The 17,017-nt window shown below is 50.7% G+C and carries 15 protein-coding genes and 1 other annotated feature; of the genes, 4 read left to right on the top strand and 11 right to left on the bottom strand.

Annotation, left to right across the window (positions count from 1 at the left end; translation table 11 throughout):
- The first annotated feature begins 4 nt into the window (after positions 1–4).
- Positions 5–1,273, top strand: coding sequence for a BaiN/RdsA family NAD(P)/FAD-dependent oxidoreductase (locus tag AF331_RS00365; protein WP_053426278.1), 1,269 nt, complete (start codon positions 5–7; stop codon positions 1,271–1,273).
- Between the two features lie 318 nt (positions 1,274–1,591).
- Here AF331_RS00365 and AF331_RS00360 read toward each other — a convergent pair whose 3' ends face one another.
- The 6 genes from AF331_RS00360 to AF331_RS00335 all read right to left on the bottom strand — a co-directional run bounded on the left by AF331_RS00360 (position 1,592) and on the right by AF331_RS00335 (position 8,943).
- Positions 1,592–1,774 (bottom strand): sporulation protein Cse60, encoded by a 183-nt coding sequence (locus AF331_RS00360; protein WP_048007400.1) that lies wholly within the window; start codon positions 1,772–1,774, stop codon positions 1,592–1,594.
- Between the two features lie 102 nt (positions 1,775–1,876).
- On the bottom strand, positions 1,877–2,191 hold the full coding sequence (locus AF331_RS00355; protein WP_053426277.1) for a rhodanese-like domain-containing protein: 315 nt from the start codon (positions 2,189–2,191) through the stop codon (positions 1,877–1,879).
- A gap of 59 nt (positions 2,192–2,250) precedes the next feature.
- Positions 2,251–4,665, bottom strand: coding sequence for a leucine--tRNA ligase (gene leuS / locus AF331_RS00350; RefSeq protein WP_053426276.1), 2,415 nt, complete (start codon positions 4,663–4,665; stop codon positions 2,251–2,253).
- Between the two features lie 92 nt (positions 4,666–4,757).
- Positions 4,758–4,975, bottom strand: a binding site (T-box leader).
- A gap of 132 nt (positions 4,976–5,107) precedes the next feature.
- Positions 5,108–5,884, bottom strand: a complete 777-nt coding sequence (locus AF331_RS00345; protein ID WP_053426275.1) for a 3-hydroxybutyrate dehydrogenase — start codon at positions 5,882–5,884, stop codon at positions 5,108–5,110.
- 15 nt (positions 5,885–5,899) lie between these two features.
- A complete protein-coding gene (locus AF331_RS00340; protein WP_053426274.1) occupies positions 5,900–7,222 on the bottom strand; it encodes a GntP family permease in 1,323 nt (440 codons plus the stop codon).
- Between the two features lie 362 nt (positions 7,223–7,584).
- A complete protein-coding gene (locus tag AF331_RS00335) occupies positions 7,585–8,943 on the bottom strand; it encodes a sigma-54 interaction domain-containing protein (RefSeq protein ID WP_053426273.1) in 1,359 nt (452 codons plus the stop codon).
- A 152-nt stretch (positions 8,944–9,095) separates the two neighbouring features.
- Between AF331_RS00335 and AF331_RS00330 the strand changes: the two genes are divergently transcribed.
- Positions 9,096–9,617 (top strand): cupin domain-containing protein, encoded by a 522-nt coding sequence (locus AF331_RS00330; protein WP_053426272.1) that lies wholly within the window; start codon positions 9,096–9,098, stop codon positions 9,615–9,617.
- Between the two features lie 213 nt (positions 9,618–9,830).
- Here AF331_RS00330 and AF331_RS00325 read toward each other — a convergent pair whose 3' ends face one another.
- From AF331_RS00325 to AF331_RS00315, 3 genes are all read right to left on the bottom strand, one after another.
- Positions 9,831–11,018: an MDR family MFS transporter gene (locus AF331_RS00325; protein ID WP_053426271.1), complete on the bottom strand. Its 1,188-nt coding sequence runs from the start codon at positions 11,016–11,018 to the stop codon at positions 9,831–9,833.
- A 177-nt stretch (positions 11,019–11,195) separates the two neighbouring features.
- Positions 11,196–11,354: a hypothetical protein gene (locus tag AF331_RS00320; RefSeq protein WP_053426270.1), complete on the bottom strand. Its 159-nt coding sequence runs from the start codon at positions 11,352–11,354 to the stop codon at positions 11,196–11,198.
- On the bottom strand, positions 11,351–11,644 hold the full coding sequence (locus tag AF331_RS00315; RefSeq protein WP_053426269.1) for a YtzC family protein: 294 nt from the start codon (positions 11,642–11,644) through the stop codon (positions 11,351–11,353). Before AF331_RS00315 ends, AF331_RS00320 begins: the two co-directional genes overlap by 4 nt.
- 177 nt (positions 11,645–11,821) lie before the next feature.
- On the opposite strand from AF331_RS00315, the gene AF331_RS00310 reads away from it, so the two are divergent.
- Together AF331_RS00310 and AF331_RS00305 are read left to right on the top strand one after the other, a co-directional pair.
- Positions 11,822–12,787: a TIGR01212 family radical SAM protein gene (locus AF331_RS00310; protein ID WP_082346644.1), complete on the top strand. Its 966-nt coding sequence runs from the start codon at positions 11,822–11,824 to the stop codon at positions 12,785–12,787.
- Entirely contained in the window at positions 12,784–13,356 is a 573-nt protein-coding gene (locus tag AF331_RS00305) for a class I SAM-dependent methyltransferase (protein ID WP_053426268.1), read from the top strand. The genes AF331_RS00310 and AF331_RS00305 overlap by 4 nt, the downstream gene beginning before the upstream one ends.
- A 35-nt stretch (positions 13,357–13,391) precedes the next feature.
- Here the strand turns inward: AF331_RS00305 and AF331_RS00300 are convergent, their stop codons facing one another.
- The gene (locus AF331_RS00300) at positions 13,392–14,399 is read right to left on the bottom strand and encodes an LLM class flavin-dependent oxidoreductase (RefSeq protein ID WP_053426267.1); all 1,008 of its coding nucleotides are present in this window, start codon (positions 14,397–14,399) and stop codon (positions 13,392–13,394) included.
- 108 nt (positions 14,400–14,507) lie between these two features.
- A complete protein-coding gene (locus AF331_RS00295; RefSeq protein WP_053426266.1) occupies positions 14,508–16,877 on the bottom strand; it encodes an immune inhibitor A domain-containing protein in 2,370 nt (789 codons plus the stop codon).
- Positions 16,878–17,017 lie beyond the last annotated feature (140 nt).

Genomic DNA, 17,017 nt, shown 5'->3' with positions numbered 1-17,017 from the left:
ATCAATGAAAAAAACATATGATGTCATCGTCATCGGAGGGGGTCCCTCCGGTCTCATGGCAAGCATCGCCGCTGCAGAAAAGGGCTCCCGTGTCCTCCTGATCGATAAGGGGACGAAGCTCGGCCGGAAGCTCGCCATTTCAGGCGGCGGGCGGTGCAACGTAACGAACCGGCTCCCCGTGGACGAAATCATCAAGCATATCCCGGGGAACGGCCGCTTCCTCTACAGTGCGTTCTCTGAATTCAGCAACGAAGATATCATTTCCTTTTTCGAGAATCTCGGGATCGCCCTGAAGGAGGAGGATCACGGCCGGATGTTCCCGGTGTCCAACCGGGCCATGGATGTCGTCGAAGCCCTCCTGAATCAGATGAAAAGGCTCGACGTCCAGATCCGTACAAGTACGACCGTGGATGAGATCCTGTATGAAGACGGCGCGACCGTCGGCGTAAGACTGAAGGACGGGGATGAACTCGGCGCTGCTGCCGTCGTCGTGGCCGTAGGCGGGAAATCCGTTCCCCATACCGGATCGACAGGTGACGGGTACCCGTGGGCAGAGAAGGCAGGCCATACCGTCACCGACCTCTTCCCGACGGAAGTCCCACTCACATCCGACGAACCCTTCGTCAAGCGCAAAGAGCTTCAGGGACTCTCCCTCCGCTCCGTGGCGCTCAGCGTGATGAATCCCAAGGGTAAAAAGATCATCACCCACCGCATGGATATGATCTTCACCCATCTCGGGATCTCGGGACCTGCCGTCCTCCGGTGCAGCCAGTATGTGGTCAAGGCCATGAAGAAATGGAATCTCACCCATGTCACCATGGAGGTGGATTCCTTCCCTGATGAGCACGAAGAGCAGCTGTTCCAGCGCCTCCATAAGCAGGTGAAGACCGATGGGAAAAAGTCGGCCAAAAACCTGTTCAAGGGCCTCGTGCCTGAGCGCTACCTTCATTTTCTATTGGAGAAGTCCGGGATCGACCTCGATGAGAAGGGTGATCACCTCGCAGTCGATCACCTCCGCCAATTCGCCCGGTTGCTGAAGCACTTCACATTCACCGTGAACGGGACGCTGTCCATCGATAAGGCCTTCGTCACAGGCGGTGGCGTGTCCATCAAAGAGATCGAACCGAAGACGATGGCGTCCAAAAAGATGGACGGACTGTTCTTCTGCGGAGAGGTGCTTGATATTCACGGCTACACCGGCGGATATAATATCACCTCCGCACTCGTCACCGGCCGTCTAGCAGGGTCCAATGCAGCCCTTGCTCAGTCCTGAATGAGCTGCAAAGTGGTGGGGACAAATCTAGCAAGGTGACATGTCATGATGAACACGATCAGTCTAGATTCTGTATGCCGCTCATGATGTCCGTGCAAGACTTCGCTTTCCCCGGGTAGCCCGCGAGCCTCCTCGGCAAGCCATTAGGGAGCCACTCTTCCCGCAGGAGTCTTCGTCTCGCACTCCAATCAACCGCTGGAAACAATGAAGTATTGATGAGCATGAATGAATACAATAACCCGAATGTATTTGCCTTCCCACAAGCAAATACATTCGGGTTTTATTAAGATTGAAGCACGTTTGTCTCAGCTTCTATTTTTATTTCTTGTAGATCACCATGGCAGAAAAGCAGTAGATCTGTTCTTCGTCATCTTCCGGCAGGGCCGCAACATGGTATTTGATATCCACGATCTTCTTCTCATCCAGTTCCTTTAAAAATCCGTTCATATCCTGCTCCAGATCCTTTTCATGCTCATAATCGAACACTTTCACCTGTATCACGTTCACCACTCCCGTTTTTGCTACCAGTATGGACATTTTTCTTACTATTCAAACAACATGACACAAAAAAGAGGACGCCCATATGGACGTCCTCTCATCAGCTTATTTTTTTGGTTCTGTCTTCCCTGACCAGTCCAGCATGCCGCCTTCCATGTTGACGACCTTATAACCCTGGTCTTGAAGGTAGTGAGCTACATTTCCGCTTCGGTTACCGGAACGGCAGATCAGGAAATACTCCTTGTCTGTATTGAACTGATCAAGTGAATCGGGAATATCGCCCATCTTGATGTGTCGCGCGCCTGGGATCATGCCCTCGGCCACTTCTTCATCTTCCCGCACGTCGACGAGTTCAAGCGTTTCTCCGTTTTCGAGTTTCTTTTGAAGTTCATCTGTTGTAATGGTTTTGATTTCCTGCATCATCATCTTCCTTTCACGGTTCGTACCATGATTATAGCAAAGGTGCTGCCGGAAACAAACTAGTTCGCCACGATGTTGACGAGCTTGCCTGGTACGGCGATGACCTTACGTACCGTTTTCCCTTCGATCTGGGCTTTTATTTCTTCATGGTCCTTCGCCAGCTGTTCAAGGTCTTCCTTGTTCATGTCTGTCGGGATCATCACTTTTGCACGGACCTTTCCGTTCACTTGAAGGACGATTTCCACTTCGTTGTCGATGAGTTTCGACTCATCGAATGTCGGCCACGCTTCATACGAAATGGTTCCTTCGTGTCCGAGCTTGCTCCAAAGCTCTTCTGCCATATGAGGGGCGATCGGAGACAGGAGTTTAATGAAGCCTTCGACATATTCCCTTGGAAGTTCATCCGCTTTGTACGCATCGTTGATGAAGACCATGAGCTGGGAGATACCCGTGTTGAAGCGGAGTCCTTCGTAATCCTCGGTCACCTTTTTGACGGTTTGATGATAGGTTTTGTCGAGTTTTTCATTCGGACGGTCCACGACCTTTCCGCTGAGCTTCCCGTCTTCTTCCACAAGGAGGCGCCATACGCGGTCGAGGAATCGGCGAGCCCCGTCAAGACCGTTTGTGCTCCATGCGACAGACGCTTCGAGAGGTCCCATGAACATTTCGTACAATCGGAGCGTATCTGCGCCGTGTGACTCGACGATTTGATCCGGGTTGACGACGTTGCCTTTGGATTTACTCATTTTCTCGTTGTTTTCACCTAGGATCATTCCCTGGTTGAAGAGCTTCTGGAACGGCTCCTTCGTCGGTACCACACCGATATCATAAAGGAATTTATGCCAGAACCGGGCGTATAGAAGGTGAAGGACGGCATGCTCGGCGCCTCCGATATACGTATCGACCGGTAGCCATTCCTTCATCTTTTCTGCATCTGCAAGGGCTTCCTTGTTGTGTGGATCGATGTAGCGGAGGAAGTACCAGCAGCTTCCCGCCCATTGCGGCATCGTGTTCGTTTCACGACGGCCCTTCTTACCTGTTTCAGGATCTGTGACGTTCACCCAGTCGCTGATGTTGGCAAGCGGGGACTCACCCGTGCCTGATGGCTTGATTTCCGTCGTCTTCGGAAGGATCAACGGCAACTCGCTTTCAGGTACTCCAGTGGCCGTGCCATCTTCCCAGTGGATGATCGGAATCGGCTCTCCCCAATAACGTTGACGGCTGAACAGCCAGTCACGGAGGCGATAGGTCACTTTTTTCGTACCGATACTTTTCTCTTCAAGCCACGCAATCGCCTTTGTGATGGCCTCTTCTTTCCCCAATCCATCAAGGAAGTCGGAGTTGACGTGATCTCCATCTCCTGTATAGGCCTCCTTGTCGATATCTCCACCTGAAACCACTTCGATGATCGGAAGACCGAATTCTTTTGCGAACTCATAATCCCGTTCATCATGTGCAGGTACCGCCATGATGGCTCCTGAACCGTAGCTCATGAGAACATAATCGGCAATCCAGATCGGCATTTGTTTGCCATTCGCCGGATTGATGGCGTAGGCACCGGTGAATACACCTGTTTTTTCTTTGGCAAGATCCGTACGCTCAAGATCGCTCTTCGCTTTCACTTTGTCGAGATACGCTTCCACCTTCTCTTTTTGCTCCCCTGTCGTGATCTTTTCCACAAGGGGATGCTCCGGTGCAAGGACCGCGTAGGTTGCGCCGAAGATCGTATCGGGACGGGTGGTGAATACGTCGAATGATTCATCGTGGCCATCGATGTTGAAGACAACCTCCGCGCCTTCGGAACGTCCGATCCAGTTGCGCTGCATATCCTTGATGCTCTCCGGCCAGTCCACATCGTCCAGGTCTTCAAGAAGACGATCGGCATAGGCTGTGATCTTAAGGATCCACTGCCTCATCGGACGGCGCTCGACCGGGTGGCCGCCGCGTTCACTCTTCCCGTCGATGACCTCTTCATTGGCAAGGACCGTGCCAAGGGCAGGACACCAGTTGACTGCCACTTCATCCACGTAAGCCAAACCTTTTTCATACAGCTTAAGGAAGATCCACTGCGTCCATTTATAATAATCCGGATCCGTTGTATTCACTTCCCGGTCCCAGTCATAAGAGAACCCGAGGGATTTGATCTGTCTGCGGAAATTGTTGATGTTCTGCTCCGTGAAGACAGCAGGATCATTCCCCGTATCCAGTGCATACTGTTCAGCCGGCAGGCCGAATGCGTCCCAGCCCATCGGATGGAGGACATTGTAGCCCTGCATGCGTTTCATCCTTGAGAGGATATCCGTGGCCGTGAAGCCTTCCGGATGCCCTACATGCAGCCCCGCTCCTGACGGATATGGGAACATATCAAGGGCATAGAACTTTTTCTTCCCAGGGTCTTCCGTCGTTTTGAATGTCTTGTTTTCTTCCCAGTGTTTCTGCCATTTCGTCTCGACTTGCTTATGATTAAAACTCATCGTGAGACCTCCTTAGTGGTTTTACTTTCTTCGATAGCTGGAGATCGGGGCCATTGCCTTGAAATACAAAAAACTCCCGCCCCAAATAAGATATTTGGGACGAGAGTTTGGTTTATACTCCCGCGGTACCACCCACATTAGTGTACGCGCACTCAGCTTCATTCAACCATAACGCGGCAAACGGCAGATCCTACTCCATTCAGATCTGCGACTCAACAGGCGAGTTCATGAGGTCTTCCGATTGACTTTCACCAGCCGTCAACTCTCTGCTCCGGGACTCATCATTACTACTCCTGATCAACGTCTCATATAGTACTATCATATATATGGTCTATTTTAGTCAATTGTATACCTTCACGCAAGCCCTTTTTATTCTTGGGGTCCAAATGACGGAAAAAGCGGCGTTCACCCGGTGTGACAGGTGAACGCCGCTTTCAATCTTCTATTGGACGGTGTAGCCCCCATCGAGTACGACAGATTGACCGGTCACGCCCTTCGCCGCATCACTGCAGAGGAATAGGGTGTAATCCGCAATTTCCTTCACATCGAGAAGCCGCTTTTGAGGAACAAGGGGATAAATCACTTCTTCTACGACCTTATCGAGCTCCACTCCCCTAGTGGAGGCAAGGTCTGCGAGCTGATTCCGGACGAGGGGGGTATCGACATACCCCGGGCATACGGAGTTGACCGTGATCCCCTGATCGGCCGTTTCAAGTGCGGCAACCTTCGTCAAACCGATGACGCCGTGCTTTGCTGAATTATACGCAGCCTTACCGGAGAAGCCGATGAGGCCATTGATGGAAGCCATATTGATGATCCGTCCCCACTGCTGGTCCCTCATATGGGGCAATACCGCCTTGATGGCCATGAATGGTGCGGTAAGCATCACTTTGATGAGCAGCTCAAACTTTTCGGTGGGGAACTCGTCGATATGGGCAACATGCTGGAGCCCTGCATTATTGATCAGCACATCGACCCGGCCGTATGCCTCCACCGTCCTGTCTACTGCTCCGCGGATGTCCTCTTCGGACGTCACGTCGCATTTGATGCCTTTGGCCTTGAAGCCCTCTTTCATGAGGGAGCTTGCAGCTTCTTCCACTTTCTTTTCATCAAGATCGGTCAGGACGACCTTCGCTCCCTTGATCGCGAACTCCCTGCCGATCTCATACCCGATGCCTTGCGCAGCTCCTGTGATGAATACGACTTTATTTTCTACCATGATGGAACTCCTTTCTTAGATACCGAAACCTAGAGAGAATAGGACAATGGCGATGATGACACCGATGAGGGGAACGATGACCGTGAGTGCCCCTACGGCCCCATAAGCGGCCTCATGTGTTTCATTACAGATGGAACGGATGGTCGTGACGACATATCCATTGTGGGGGAGGGAATCCAAAGCCCCGGACGATATCGATACGACCCTGTGCAATGCTTCCGGATTCACACCCATATCCATGTAGTGAGGCGCGAGCAGTGGCAGCGCGATTGCCTGACCTCCGGAAGATGATCCGGTCATACCGGCAATGACACTGACGGCGATGGCTCCGCCGATCAACGGAGATCCCGGGATGCTCGTCATGGCCGTCACCGCTGTTTCAAATGCAGGAACCGCTTTGGCGACTCCGCCGAAACCGACGACGGCTGCCGTATTTCCGATGGCGATCAACGCACCGACGGTTCCTTCAGATACCGCACCCCAGAAGCCTTTGAAGTACTTCCTGTTCAGAAGATACGTGGTGATGACCCCACCAAGGAGGGCGATGATGAGTGCCGATTGCTTCAATGAATCATGGAAGGCAAAGGACAATCCAAGGACGACGAGGAGCGGGATCAGACCCATGATCGGATTCGGAAGTGGACGCCCTTCATCGATGATCGGATCTTCTTTTCTCGCTTCAAAGCGCTCCCCTTTGGCCAGTGCTTTCTTGATCATGCGCTTCAGCCACCAATAGCCGAAAGAAGCCATGAAGACCGCGACGATGATGCTTACTTCCCAGCCGGCATAAGGAGTGGTTCCAAGATATTCGATCGGGATCCAGTTCTGGATCTCCGGTGATCCGGCAGACGTCATCGTGAAGGTGACGGACCCTAGGGCCAGGGCAGCCGGGATGAAGCGTCTAGGAAGATCTGCCTGTTTGAACAGGCTCAGGGCCATTGGATAGACAGAAAAGGCGACGACGAACAGGCTGACTCCGCCATACGTCAAGATCGCACAGGATGCCACAACGGCAAGCACTGCATATTTCATCCCCATCTTGTCGACGACGAAACGGGATACGCTGTCGGCCGCCCCGCTGTCTTCCATTACCTTCCCGAATACCGAGCCCAATAGGAACATCAGGTACCAGGCAGCTACAAACCCAGTGAATCCTGTCATATAGTTCGTGACGAGATCTGCTTCCCCTTCTGCAGCCAGCTGCGGGAAAAGAGGCATGCCGCTGAGGATTGCCACAAACAGTGCCGCTACCGGGCCGACAACCAGGATATTCATGCCTTTCATCGTTAAATAGATTAATAGTAAAAGTCCTCCAATAAGGCCGATCATACTTAACATTCTTGCTCCCCCTTTGTATTTGTAATCGTTTACATCTTTTTGCACCCACCAATCGGGTTTTGTTCCCCTTTCACATAATGTACCCGCAAGGTTCGTGCCAAGTTTTTAACTATTCGGAAAATTAACTGGTTTCTTGTCTTCTACGCGTTTCATTTTCCCATTCTGTCACGTTTTAGACGTATTTTAAAAAAATCTACCATACGGATTCTATTGGTCTATCGGTGTTTCCCTCTTCATCTGAAAAAAATCTGTCCGGGATTCCGGACAGATTCTCCCTCCTGCTTTTTCGGCACCCACAAATCTGCCACTTTCATCCTATTTCCAGAAATCCGGACAACAGTCCGGCATTCCGGACACACGCTTCATTGGAGGTGATACTTGTTCAATTTTTCATACAGGCTTGATTTCCCCAACCCCAATACACGGGCAGCTGTCCGTTTGTCAGGGTGGCTTCGGATCGTTTCTTCCAATATGGCACGTTCCGTTTCTTCCATCATTTCTTTTAATGATTTCGACCCTGGTTTGTACACATTCCCCACTTTCAAATAAGAAGGAAGGGCATTTACTTTGATTTCGGTGCCAGAGGTGAGATAGGTAGCGGCATGGATCACATTTTCCAGTTCCCGCAGGTTCCCCGGCCAGCTGTGAGATTTGAATATTTCCAGTACATCGCCTTCGAATCCACTGATCCGTTTCCCAGAGGATTTGATCGATTTCTCAAGAAAGAAGGAGGCAAGTCTTGAAAGGTCCCCCTTCCGCTCTTTAAGGGAGGGGATATGAAAAGGGATCACATTGATCCGGTAATACAAGTCGCTGCGGAAGCGCTTTTCTTCCATAAGCGTTTCAAGGGGTCGGTTCGTGGCGGCTATGATCCGGACGTCCACATGGTGGATCTTTGTGGAACCGACTGCCTCCACCTCTCCTTCCTGGAGGGCCCGGAGCAATTTCGCCTGCATATTCAAAGGCATGTCTCCGATTTCATCGAGGAAGAGGGTCCCCTTGTGGGCAAGCTGGAATTTACCCTTCTTCCCTCCCTTTTTCGCTCCTGTGAATGCCCCTTCTTCATATCCGAACAGTTCGGATTCCAGAAGATGCTCCGGTATGGCTGCACAGTTGACTTTGATGAAAGGCTGCGAGCTCCGTTCACTCAGCTGGTGGATGCTGTGGGCAAAAAGCTCTTTCCCCGTTCCGCTCTCTCCCCTGATCAAAATGGAAATATCGCTCGGGGCAATCATTTGGACTTTTTCTTTCAGCTCGAGCATCACTTCTGAATCACCGATGATGTCGTTCAGGGTATAGCGCACACCGCTGTTGATATCATGGATATAGCTTTGGATCTTAGACATCATGTTCTTCACATGGGAACTCATCTGCATCCATTCACTCGTATCCCTGAATATGACCGATCCGAAAGCCCCGATCACCTGACCGTCCACCACGATGGGGATCCGGTTGGCGATCATGTAGTTCCCCCTGATATATTGAAGGTCGGCCACCTCTTCTTTGCCGCTGGCCGCAACGATATGCATGCGTGTGTTTTCAATGATTTCCGTGACATGACTGCCGACGGCCCTTTCCCTTTCCACCTCGAGGAAACGGCAGTAGCTGTCGTTCATATAGATGATCGTCCCTCCCTCATCCACGACAACAAGCCACTCAAACGCGTTCTCGAGAATGATTTCGATCATCTCGACCGATACCGACTTTAACAATGAACTCATCGACCTTCCTCCAAACCCGAAATTTTCAGATAACTATATCCTAGCATACCATCTACTGCGTTTATGGAAAATATTCGACACCACTTTTTGGAAAACGGTTTAAAGGCTTGATACGGAGGGAATCTCCTTAACAACGAATGGAGGAATGCAGGATGGAAATCGCCGAACTAAAGATCTTGTATTTTGAGGATGATGGGATCATCCCCAATAACCCGAATCTTCCGGTGTTATTATACAGAGATGCCTTATCAGGAGAAACGGACAGCCCCGAAACGGTGTTCGAACGGAATGAATGGTGCAACAGCTGGAGGAACGGAATATTTGATTACCACCATTTCCATAGCAATACCCATGAAGTGTTGGGAGTCATCGACGGGGAAGCCGAGGTCTTGGTGGGGGGCGAGTTCGGAGAAACAGTACGCTTCCAGAAAGGGGACGTCCTCATCCTGCCTGCAGGCACCGGACATAAACGGATTTCGGCGAGTGATGATTTCAAGGTTGCAGGCGCCTATCCTGACGGAAGGGATTTCAACACAAAGAAAGGAAGGACGGATGACAGGACGAGCTCGCGCCTGGACATCATCTCGGTTCCCCTCCCATCGTGCGACCCCGTTTTCGGGGGTTCCGGCCCCCTGATCCGTCACTGGCGGATTCCACGCAATCCATCCCTTTAAAAAAGAGGTTGCCTTTTTTCGGCGCCCATGTTATTCTTATCTAGCGATGAGCTGAATTGTGTAAGTCGGTAATCGCGTCCTTGTGACAACAGACGATGTGGCGTCTGGATTATCCGCCTCAATTTTTTGCAAGTGGGCTTCCGTAGGATACGGGAGCCCTTTTAATTTGATTAGAAACCAAAAGCGTACGATGCATGCATCGTACGCTTTTTTTTAATGGACTGAAATGGTTACCGGTTCTTTTCTCTTCAATGGACGATCATAGATGCTGGATAAGATCATGGCCACGATATAAAAGGCGATCAGGATGACAAATAGGATCTGCATACTGAACATATCGACCATCAATCCGCCGATAAGGGGACCGATCATCCGGCCGCCTGTCGCCGTGCTGTTGACGATGCCCTGATAAAACCCTTCCCGCCCTTTAGGTGCAAGGGAATTGGCTATGGTCGGAACGGCCGGCCAGATGAGCATCTCCCCGACGGTCAGGATGATCATGGCTGCCACGAACCACATGAATTGATCGGCGAATGCCGCAACGGCGAATGACAGCATGAAGATGACCGTCCCGATCATGATCTGGATCTTCAAATTATTCTCGAACCGTTTGATGACCCGGGACAATAAAGGTTGAGCAAGGACGATCAGCGCCCCGTTAATCGTCCACAGGAAGCTGTACTGCTTGAGGGAAATATTGATTTCCTGGGTATAGCTTGCAATCGTGGACTGCCACTGCACATATCCGACCCAGCATAAAAGATACGCTCCGCAAATAAGCAGGAGCGCCGTCAGTTTCGAACGGTCGCGTATCGGCCTGGATTCCTGAATGACCGACGTATGTCCCGAAACCTGGGCGGAGATCTTCTTATAGCCGAACAATGCGATCAGGAAGAATACGATGTACATCAAGAAGTTCGCGAGGAAGATATAATTGAAGGAGAACGATGCAACCAGGCCGCCAAGTGACGCCCCGACGGCGACCCCGATGTTCTGGGCCACGTAGACGGCATTGAATGCTTTCCTTCCCCCGGCCGGCCATACGGACCCTGCCATGGCATACATGGACGGGAACACAATTCCTGATCCGAAGCCTACGATGGTAAGGAACACGACATAATGAGGCCATCCGTGCCAGAGATTCATTCCTCCAAGTGCTGTAAGGGTGATGAGGATCCCTAGAAGGATGGACCTGTATCCACCCATTTTATCAAAAAGAAACCCACCGATCAGATTCCCGGCAACGCTCGCCCCTGCGTTAAGCATGAGGACGATGCCGGCCATGGATAATGTCTTTCCAAGGTGATCATGCAGGTAGATGGTATTCAAAGGCCATAAGAAGGAAGAACCGGTAACGTTCACCATCATTCCGATGATGAGGAGCCATAAAGATCTTGGCATTTTTTCCTCTTCCTTTCTAACACATTTTCAATTCCCTAGAGGATTTTACTCCTTTTCGTTGAAAGGGGCAAGAACTATTTACCGGCTTCAAACCTGTTATGTAATGCAGCTTCAATGCGGTGATTCAAGCGCTTGAACAAAAAATGCCAGCCCTGGATTCCAGGGCTGGCCGTGTTGCTATTTGTCATTATGATGGTTGCTCCGAACGGGTTGACTCCTGTGCTCATTCTGCTTTTTCACAGTTTCAACAGGATTGTACTCTTTACCGAACTCGGTATCGATCGGTTTGTTCCGACCGCTCTGCTCCGGGTTGTTTTGATCGGATCGTTTCTTCAATGAAGGGTCCCCCCCACCGTTGAAGGATCATGCTCAAGGAGGATCATTTCATTCTGAAGATGCTGCACCTGAAGCCGCATCCTGTGAAGCTGTTCACGCTGCTGGGCATTGGCGCTTTGTGACAGCTGTGCGAGGTCATTGACCGATTCCTCGATCTTCTGCATGGCCTGCGTATAATCACTGTCACTGTAATGTTCCTGTCCGAGACCGGCCTGATACTGCTTCTGACCTTCGCGGATGGCGTCTTCACACTTCTGGATACACTCGTCGATTGATTGCCTCGTTGCCATCTGAACATCCCCCTGCCTATTTAGTGCTTTCGGGAAGTACTTCCCATCCCTTAGTGTGAGCCTGCTCACCCATTTCAAAAGTGGTAAACTTCGCCTTTTGGGTCCCCGAGGATTCATTCTCCCCCTCTTTCATGTTAAAATCTCTATGATGAACCACCGAAATCGACGAATCAGGAGGTGTTTGCCATCGAGACAAACCCATTTCTATATGCAGCCGACCAAAAACGCTACCACACATGGAATTATCATCTGCGCGGACACTTCGGCCATAAAGTGTTCAAAGTAGCACTGGATGGAGGATTCGACTGTCCGAACCGTGACGGTACCGCCGCATTTGGTGGATGCACCTTTTGCAGCGCGGCAGGGTCTGGTGACTTTGCAGGCAACAGGGCCGAATCATTAGAAAAACAATTCCATGATATCAAGGATAAAATGCATAAAAAATGGAAGGACGGCAAATACCTTGCCTATTTCCAAGCCTTCACCAATACCCACGCCCCCGTCGAGGTACTACGGGAACGCTATGAATCCGTGCTGAAGCAGGACGGGGTCATCGGCCTGTCCATCGCCACGCGCCCGGACTGCCTCCCCGATGACGTGGTGGAGTATCTGGCTGAATTGAACGAAAGGACGTATCTTTGGGTGGAGCTTGGGCTTCAGACGGTACACGAAAAGACGGCAGGCCTGATCAATCGTGCCCATGATTATGAATGCTACAAAGAAGGGGTCAGGAAGTTAAGGAAGCACGGGATCCGGGTATGTTCCCATATCATCAACGGCCTTCCTCTGGAAACAGACGAGATGATGCTTGAGACCGCTGCCGAAGTGGCAAAACTCGATGTACAGGGGATCAAAATCCATCTTCTGCATCTTCTGAAAGGCACACCGATGGTCAAACAATATGAAAAAGGACTTCTGGAGTTCCTTGATTTTGATCGATACATACAATTGGTTTGTGATCAGCTCGAGATCATCCCTCCCGAAATGGTGGTGCACAGGATCACCGGAGATGGTCCCATCGATCTCATGGTGGGCCCGATGTGGAGCGTGAATAAATGGAGCGTGCTGAACGCCATCGACGATGAAATGAAGCGCCGCGAGAGCTGGCAGGGAAAATATTATAAAGTGGATGTGACAACATGAAATTAGACAGAATTCTACCATTTGCAAGGCAGCTTCTTGAGCGTGCCGTAAGCCCCGGGGATGTCGTGATCGACGCCACGCTAGGGAATGGGCACGATACGCTGTTCCTCGCCAGGCTCGTAGGAGAAAACGGCAGGGTCTACGGCTTTGACATCCAGGAAGAAGCCATTGAGAATACAAAAGAGCAGCTTGATACCCACGAATTGGCGCCTCGGGTCACCCTGTTCCATCAGGGCCATGAGACCGTGATGAATGTGATTCCTCCCGTCCATCACGGGAAAGTGACAGGGGCCATCTTCAATCTCGGTTATCTGCCGGGGGGAGATAAGGAGATCGTAACCCGTCCGAAGACGACGATCCTCGCCCTCAATCAGATCCTTGAAATGATGGCGCCGGAAGGCATCCTCGTCCTTGTGATCTATCACGGACACCCGGAAGGCGCGGTGGAGAGGGATTATATCCTCCGCTATGTGGAGAAGCTCGACCAGAATTATGTCCACGTCCTCCGCTATCAGTTCATGAATCAGCTTAACCATCCGCCATTCATCGTGGCCCTGGAAAAAAGATAAGCAAAAAGGGACGGCCCGCGGGTCGTCCCTTTTGCTTATGCGTCCATCAGTGCATTGGCGATCAATTCGAATGATTTCAGCTTATCGTTGAAATCATACGTGATGCTCACGAGCATGATTTCGTCTGTTTGATACTGCTCGCTCAAGGCGAGAATTTTATTCTTCACGGTTTCGGGGCTTCCGACAACCATCCGCTTCCGATTCTCTTTGATCCGGAGAAGTTCGAACGGGCTGTAGTGGTACTGGGCCGCTTTCTCGGGACTCGGGGTTCCGTTCGAACGCATCCCCTGTTCGATCATGAGGATAGAAAGATCGATGCTCGAGGCGATCCTTTCAGCTTCTTCATCCGTTTCGCCACAGATCGCAAAGACAGCGACAATATTCTTTGGCTGATCAAGATAAGGGCTTGGCACGAAGTTATTGCGGTAAGCTGCGGTGTATTGCGGACCGCCCTCGCCATTGATGAACTGGGCGAACGTGTACGGAAGTCCTTTTTGAGCAGCCAACATGGCGCTTGATGGGCTTGATCCGAGCAGCCACACTTCAGGCATCGTAGCGATCTGCGGAGCCGCCGTCAGTCCCTGGTAAGGGTGGGAAGCCGGCAGATTATCCGTCATATAACCGAGGAGGTCGTCGATCTGCTCAGGATAGCGGTCGACGTCCCTTGGTTTCCCGTCGTGAAGGGCCATCGTGGCCATGGGCATCCCACCAGGAGCCCTTCCAAGACCGAGGTCGATCCGTTCAGGATTGAGACCCTCGAGCAATCGGAAGTTTTCAGCCACCTTATAGGAGCTGTAGTGGGGGAGCATCACTCCGCCAGAGCCTACCTTGATCCTCTCTGTATTTTGTGCAAGATGGGCAATCAATACTTCTGGTGAAGAACCGGCAAGGCTGGTGGAATCATGGTGTTCAGACACCCAGAAACGCTCATACCCCAAGCGATCGGCATGCTGTGCGAGTTTTACTGTATTTTGAAGAGCCTCTTGTGGGCTCATTCCTTCTGCGATCGGTGATTGATCGAGAATGCTTAATTTAATGGCCAATACTTACATCTCCTTTGTGTGATGTGAGTATTATTATCAATTCCATAGTGAAAAATGTCCACTAACATGCTTAAAGGGTGACCGCCGGTCGGCGATCACCCTTCAAGATTAATGTTTAGATACTTCGATGCGCCCTACGGACTTGTCTTTACTTTGACCCGTCACTTTGACTTTCAGGCCATATTCAGGAACATTTCGTCCCGCATCCGGCATCCTTGTATTCGAGTAGTCTTTCCTGTCATAGAACTCAGGATTTTTCTTCGTATCCTTATCGGTAAGAGTCAACCCGAGAAGGTCGCGGTAATCGATGAACATCTTTTTGGCATTATCCATGCTGAATGCAGCATCGTGGATTTGGTAGCGGGTGGAAGCAACGGAACCATCACTCCATCTAATCGGTATTTGATCCGCATCGACCACTCCAAGATATCCATCACCAGGGTGGATGCCAGTCCAGTTGTCATCGTACGATTCATCTGCGTACCAGATCACAAGGCCAGGATCATAGGACATGAGGCTGTCACCACGTTTGATATGAGCCAGTCCTTTATCGACTCCCTGATGATTTCTCCACTCAAGAAGGTAGTAATGTTCTGATTTTTTGACTCCCGTATCCTTCGCAAATCCTTCAAGCTTCACTTTTGCTTTACCCTCAGCATCATCGAAGAATACTTGTTTTCCATCTGCCGTCACCTTGATATCATCTACATACAATCCAGGGAACACGGCCGCTACATCCGTCCAGTAGTTGATCTTCACTTTAACGTTTTTCCCTTTATACGCACTCAAGTCAAACTTGGCATCGATCCAGCCGTCGGATTTTCCGGTGATCCCGTTGCCTGGGTTTTGGCTATTAGGGTCTGCATCCGTTGTGATATTACCCGGGATGGTTGTCCATTGTTTTCCGTCTTCGCTTACTTGAACAGATCCGTAATCCCAATCCTGCTCGATATCATACCAAGCTTTGAAGGAGAATTCTGCACTTGAGGCAGATGACAGATTCACATCGACGACCGCGGAATTATCAAGATCGTTTCCGCTGCCGCTGAAGTAACTGTACTTTCCGCTGAACGGTTTGGTGATCTCTGTCTCTTTATCCGGAAGCGTGATCTTCAACGCATCTGCATTCGTACCTTTCGTATTGGCCTGATCGAGGTAGAATTCCGTTCCCTTTTTCTTCAGGTCATCAAGACTGACTTCATCATACTTCAACCAGTTGCCGCCATGGGCAGCTTGAAGGAATTCTTTGGACCATGCACTGAATCCTGTCGGCTCTGTACCAGGGATCTTCCCTGCCCAGCTTCCACTTGCCATGATGGACCAGTAAGCAACGGCCTCGCCTTCACCTGTATACTGGGTGTCATATTCATCCGGAAGTCCGAGGTCATGTCCGTACTCATGGGCGAACACCCCTGCTGCTCCGTCAGCCGGCTGGATCGTGTAGTCATATGCAGCCATGTTGCCTTCCCAGTATGGAACGTCGGTTTCCGTTCCATTGATCGGGAATACGCTGCCAAGGTTCCAACGGTGGGACCAGATGGCATCTTCTCCAAGGCTTCCGCCGCCCGCTTCTTCACCGACAGCAGAGTGTACGACCATGAGATGATCGACAATGCCGTCCGGCTCGCGGGTATTCCCGTTTCCATTCAAATCATAGCGGTCTTCCTGATCGAACTCACTAAGATCTACATCGGGATCTGCTGCAACAGCTTCAAGGGCTTCCTTGACGAGTTCCCTCGGCTTTGCGTCACTGCCATTCGCTCCGTTGCCGCCGTAGTAGGCTGCCGGATGCTTGGCCATATACCATTTCGTGACTTCCCCATCAACCGTATAGGCACCGTTGGTTTGCTGCTCATAGAATTGCTTCATGGAGACCAGCTTCTCCCCATTGGGACCTTTGTATCCTCTATTACCGAATACCATGTCTTCATAGTGCTTCTGCACATAATCGTCATAGTACATGTCGGTTTCATCTTCCTGAATCGAATTGTGAGGGAAATCAGGGAATTCCATCAGGACGACAAGGACCTTGTCCTCCCTGACATCCCCGTCATAGAATTCTTCCTTTACAGGGTCCAGGTTACGATGTTTCTTTTTGTTATTCTGACCCTTCCCCTTCTTTTTGTTCTGGGTGATTTTCTTTTCGAGCTTCTCTTTCTCTTCCTTCAGCTCTCCATCATCTTCAAGCTCCTTCAAGCCATCGGATTTTTCTTTCAGGAACTTTTGCACTTCTTTTTCAGCTTCAGAAGCTGATGCATTCTTCGAAATATCCCCTTTTTCCTTGAGCATCTCGATCAATCTCTCTTCATTGGCGATGGCAAGGTCAAACGGTCCTTCCCCGTGGTTATGTACCTTCTTCGACACCGGGTCCTTCAGGACGTTCACCGGAGTGGCGTCATGGGCGGATGCAGGTACAGCAAATAAACCGGCACTGAGCGCTGCGGCCATGGCGACAGACATGATCTTTCTAGACTTCACTTTCCATTCCCCCTAAAGTTTCTAGTAAATACTTTCTCTACCAAATATACTCCTTTATTCTGAAAAGTAAATATTTTCAGAATTAAAACAGTTATATGGTCCCGGTACCCACTTTCTCACCTGTAACCATCTAACCTTTT

The organism is Rossellomorea marisflavi (genome assembly GCF_001274775.1).
GTDB classification, from domain to species: domain Bacteria; phylum Bacillota; class Bacilli; order Bacillales; family Bacillaceae_B; genus Rossellomorea; species Rossellomorea marisflavi.
Note: the sequence above shows the minus strand (reverse complement) of the source record. Positions and strands in the feature narration are given on the sequence as shown.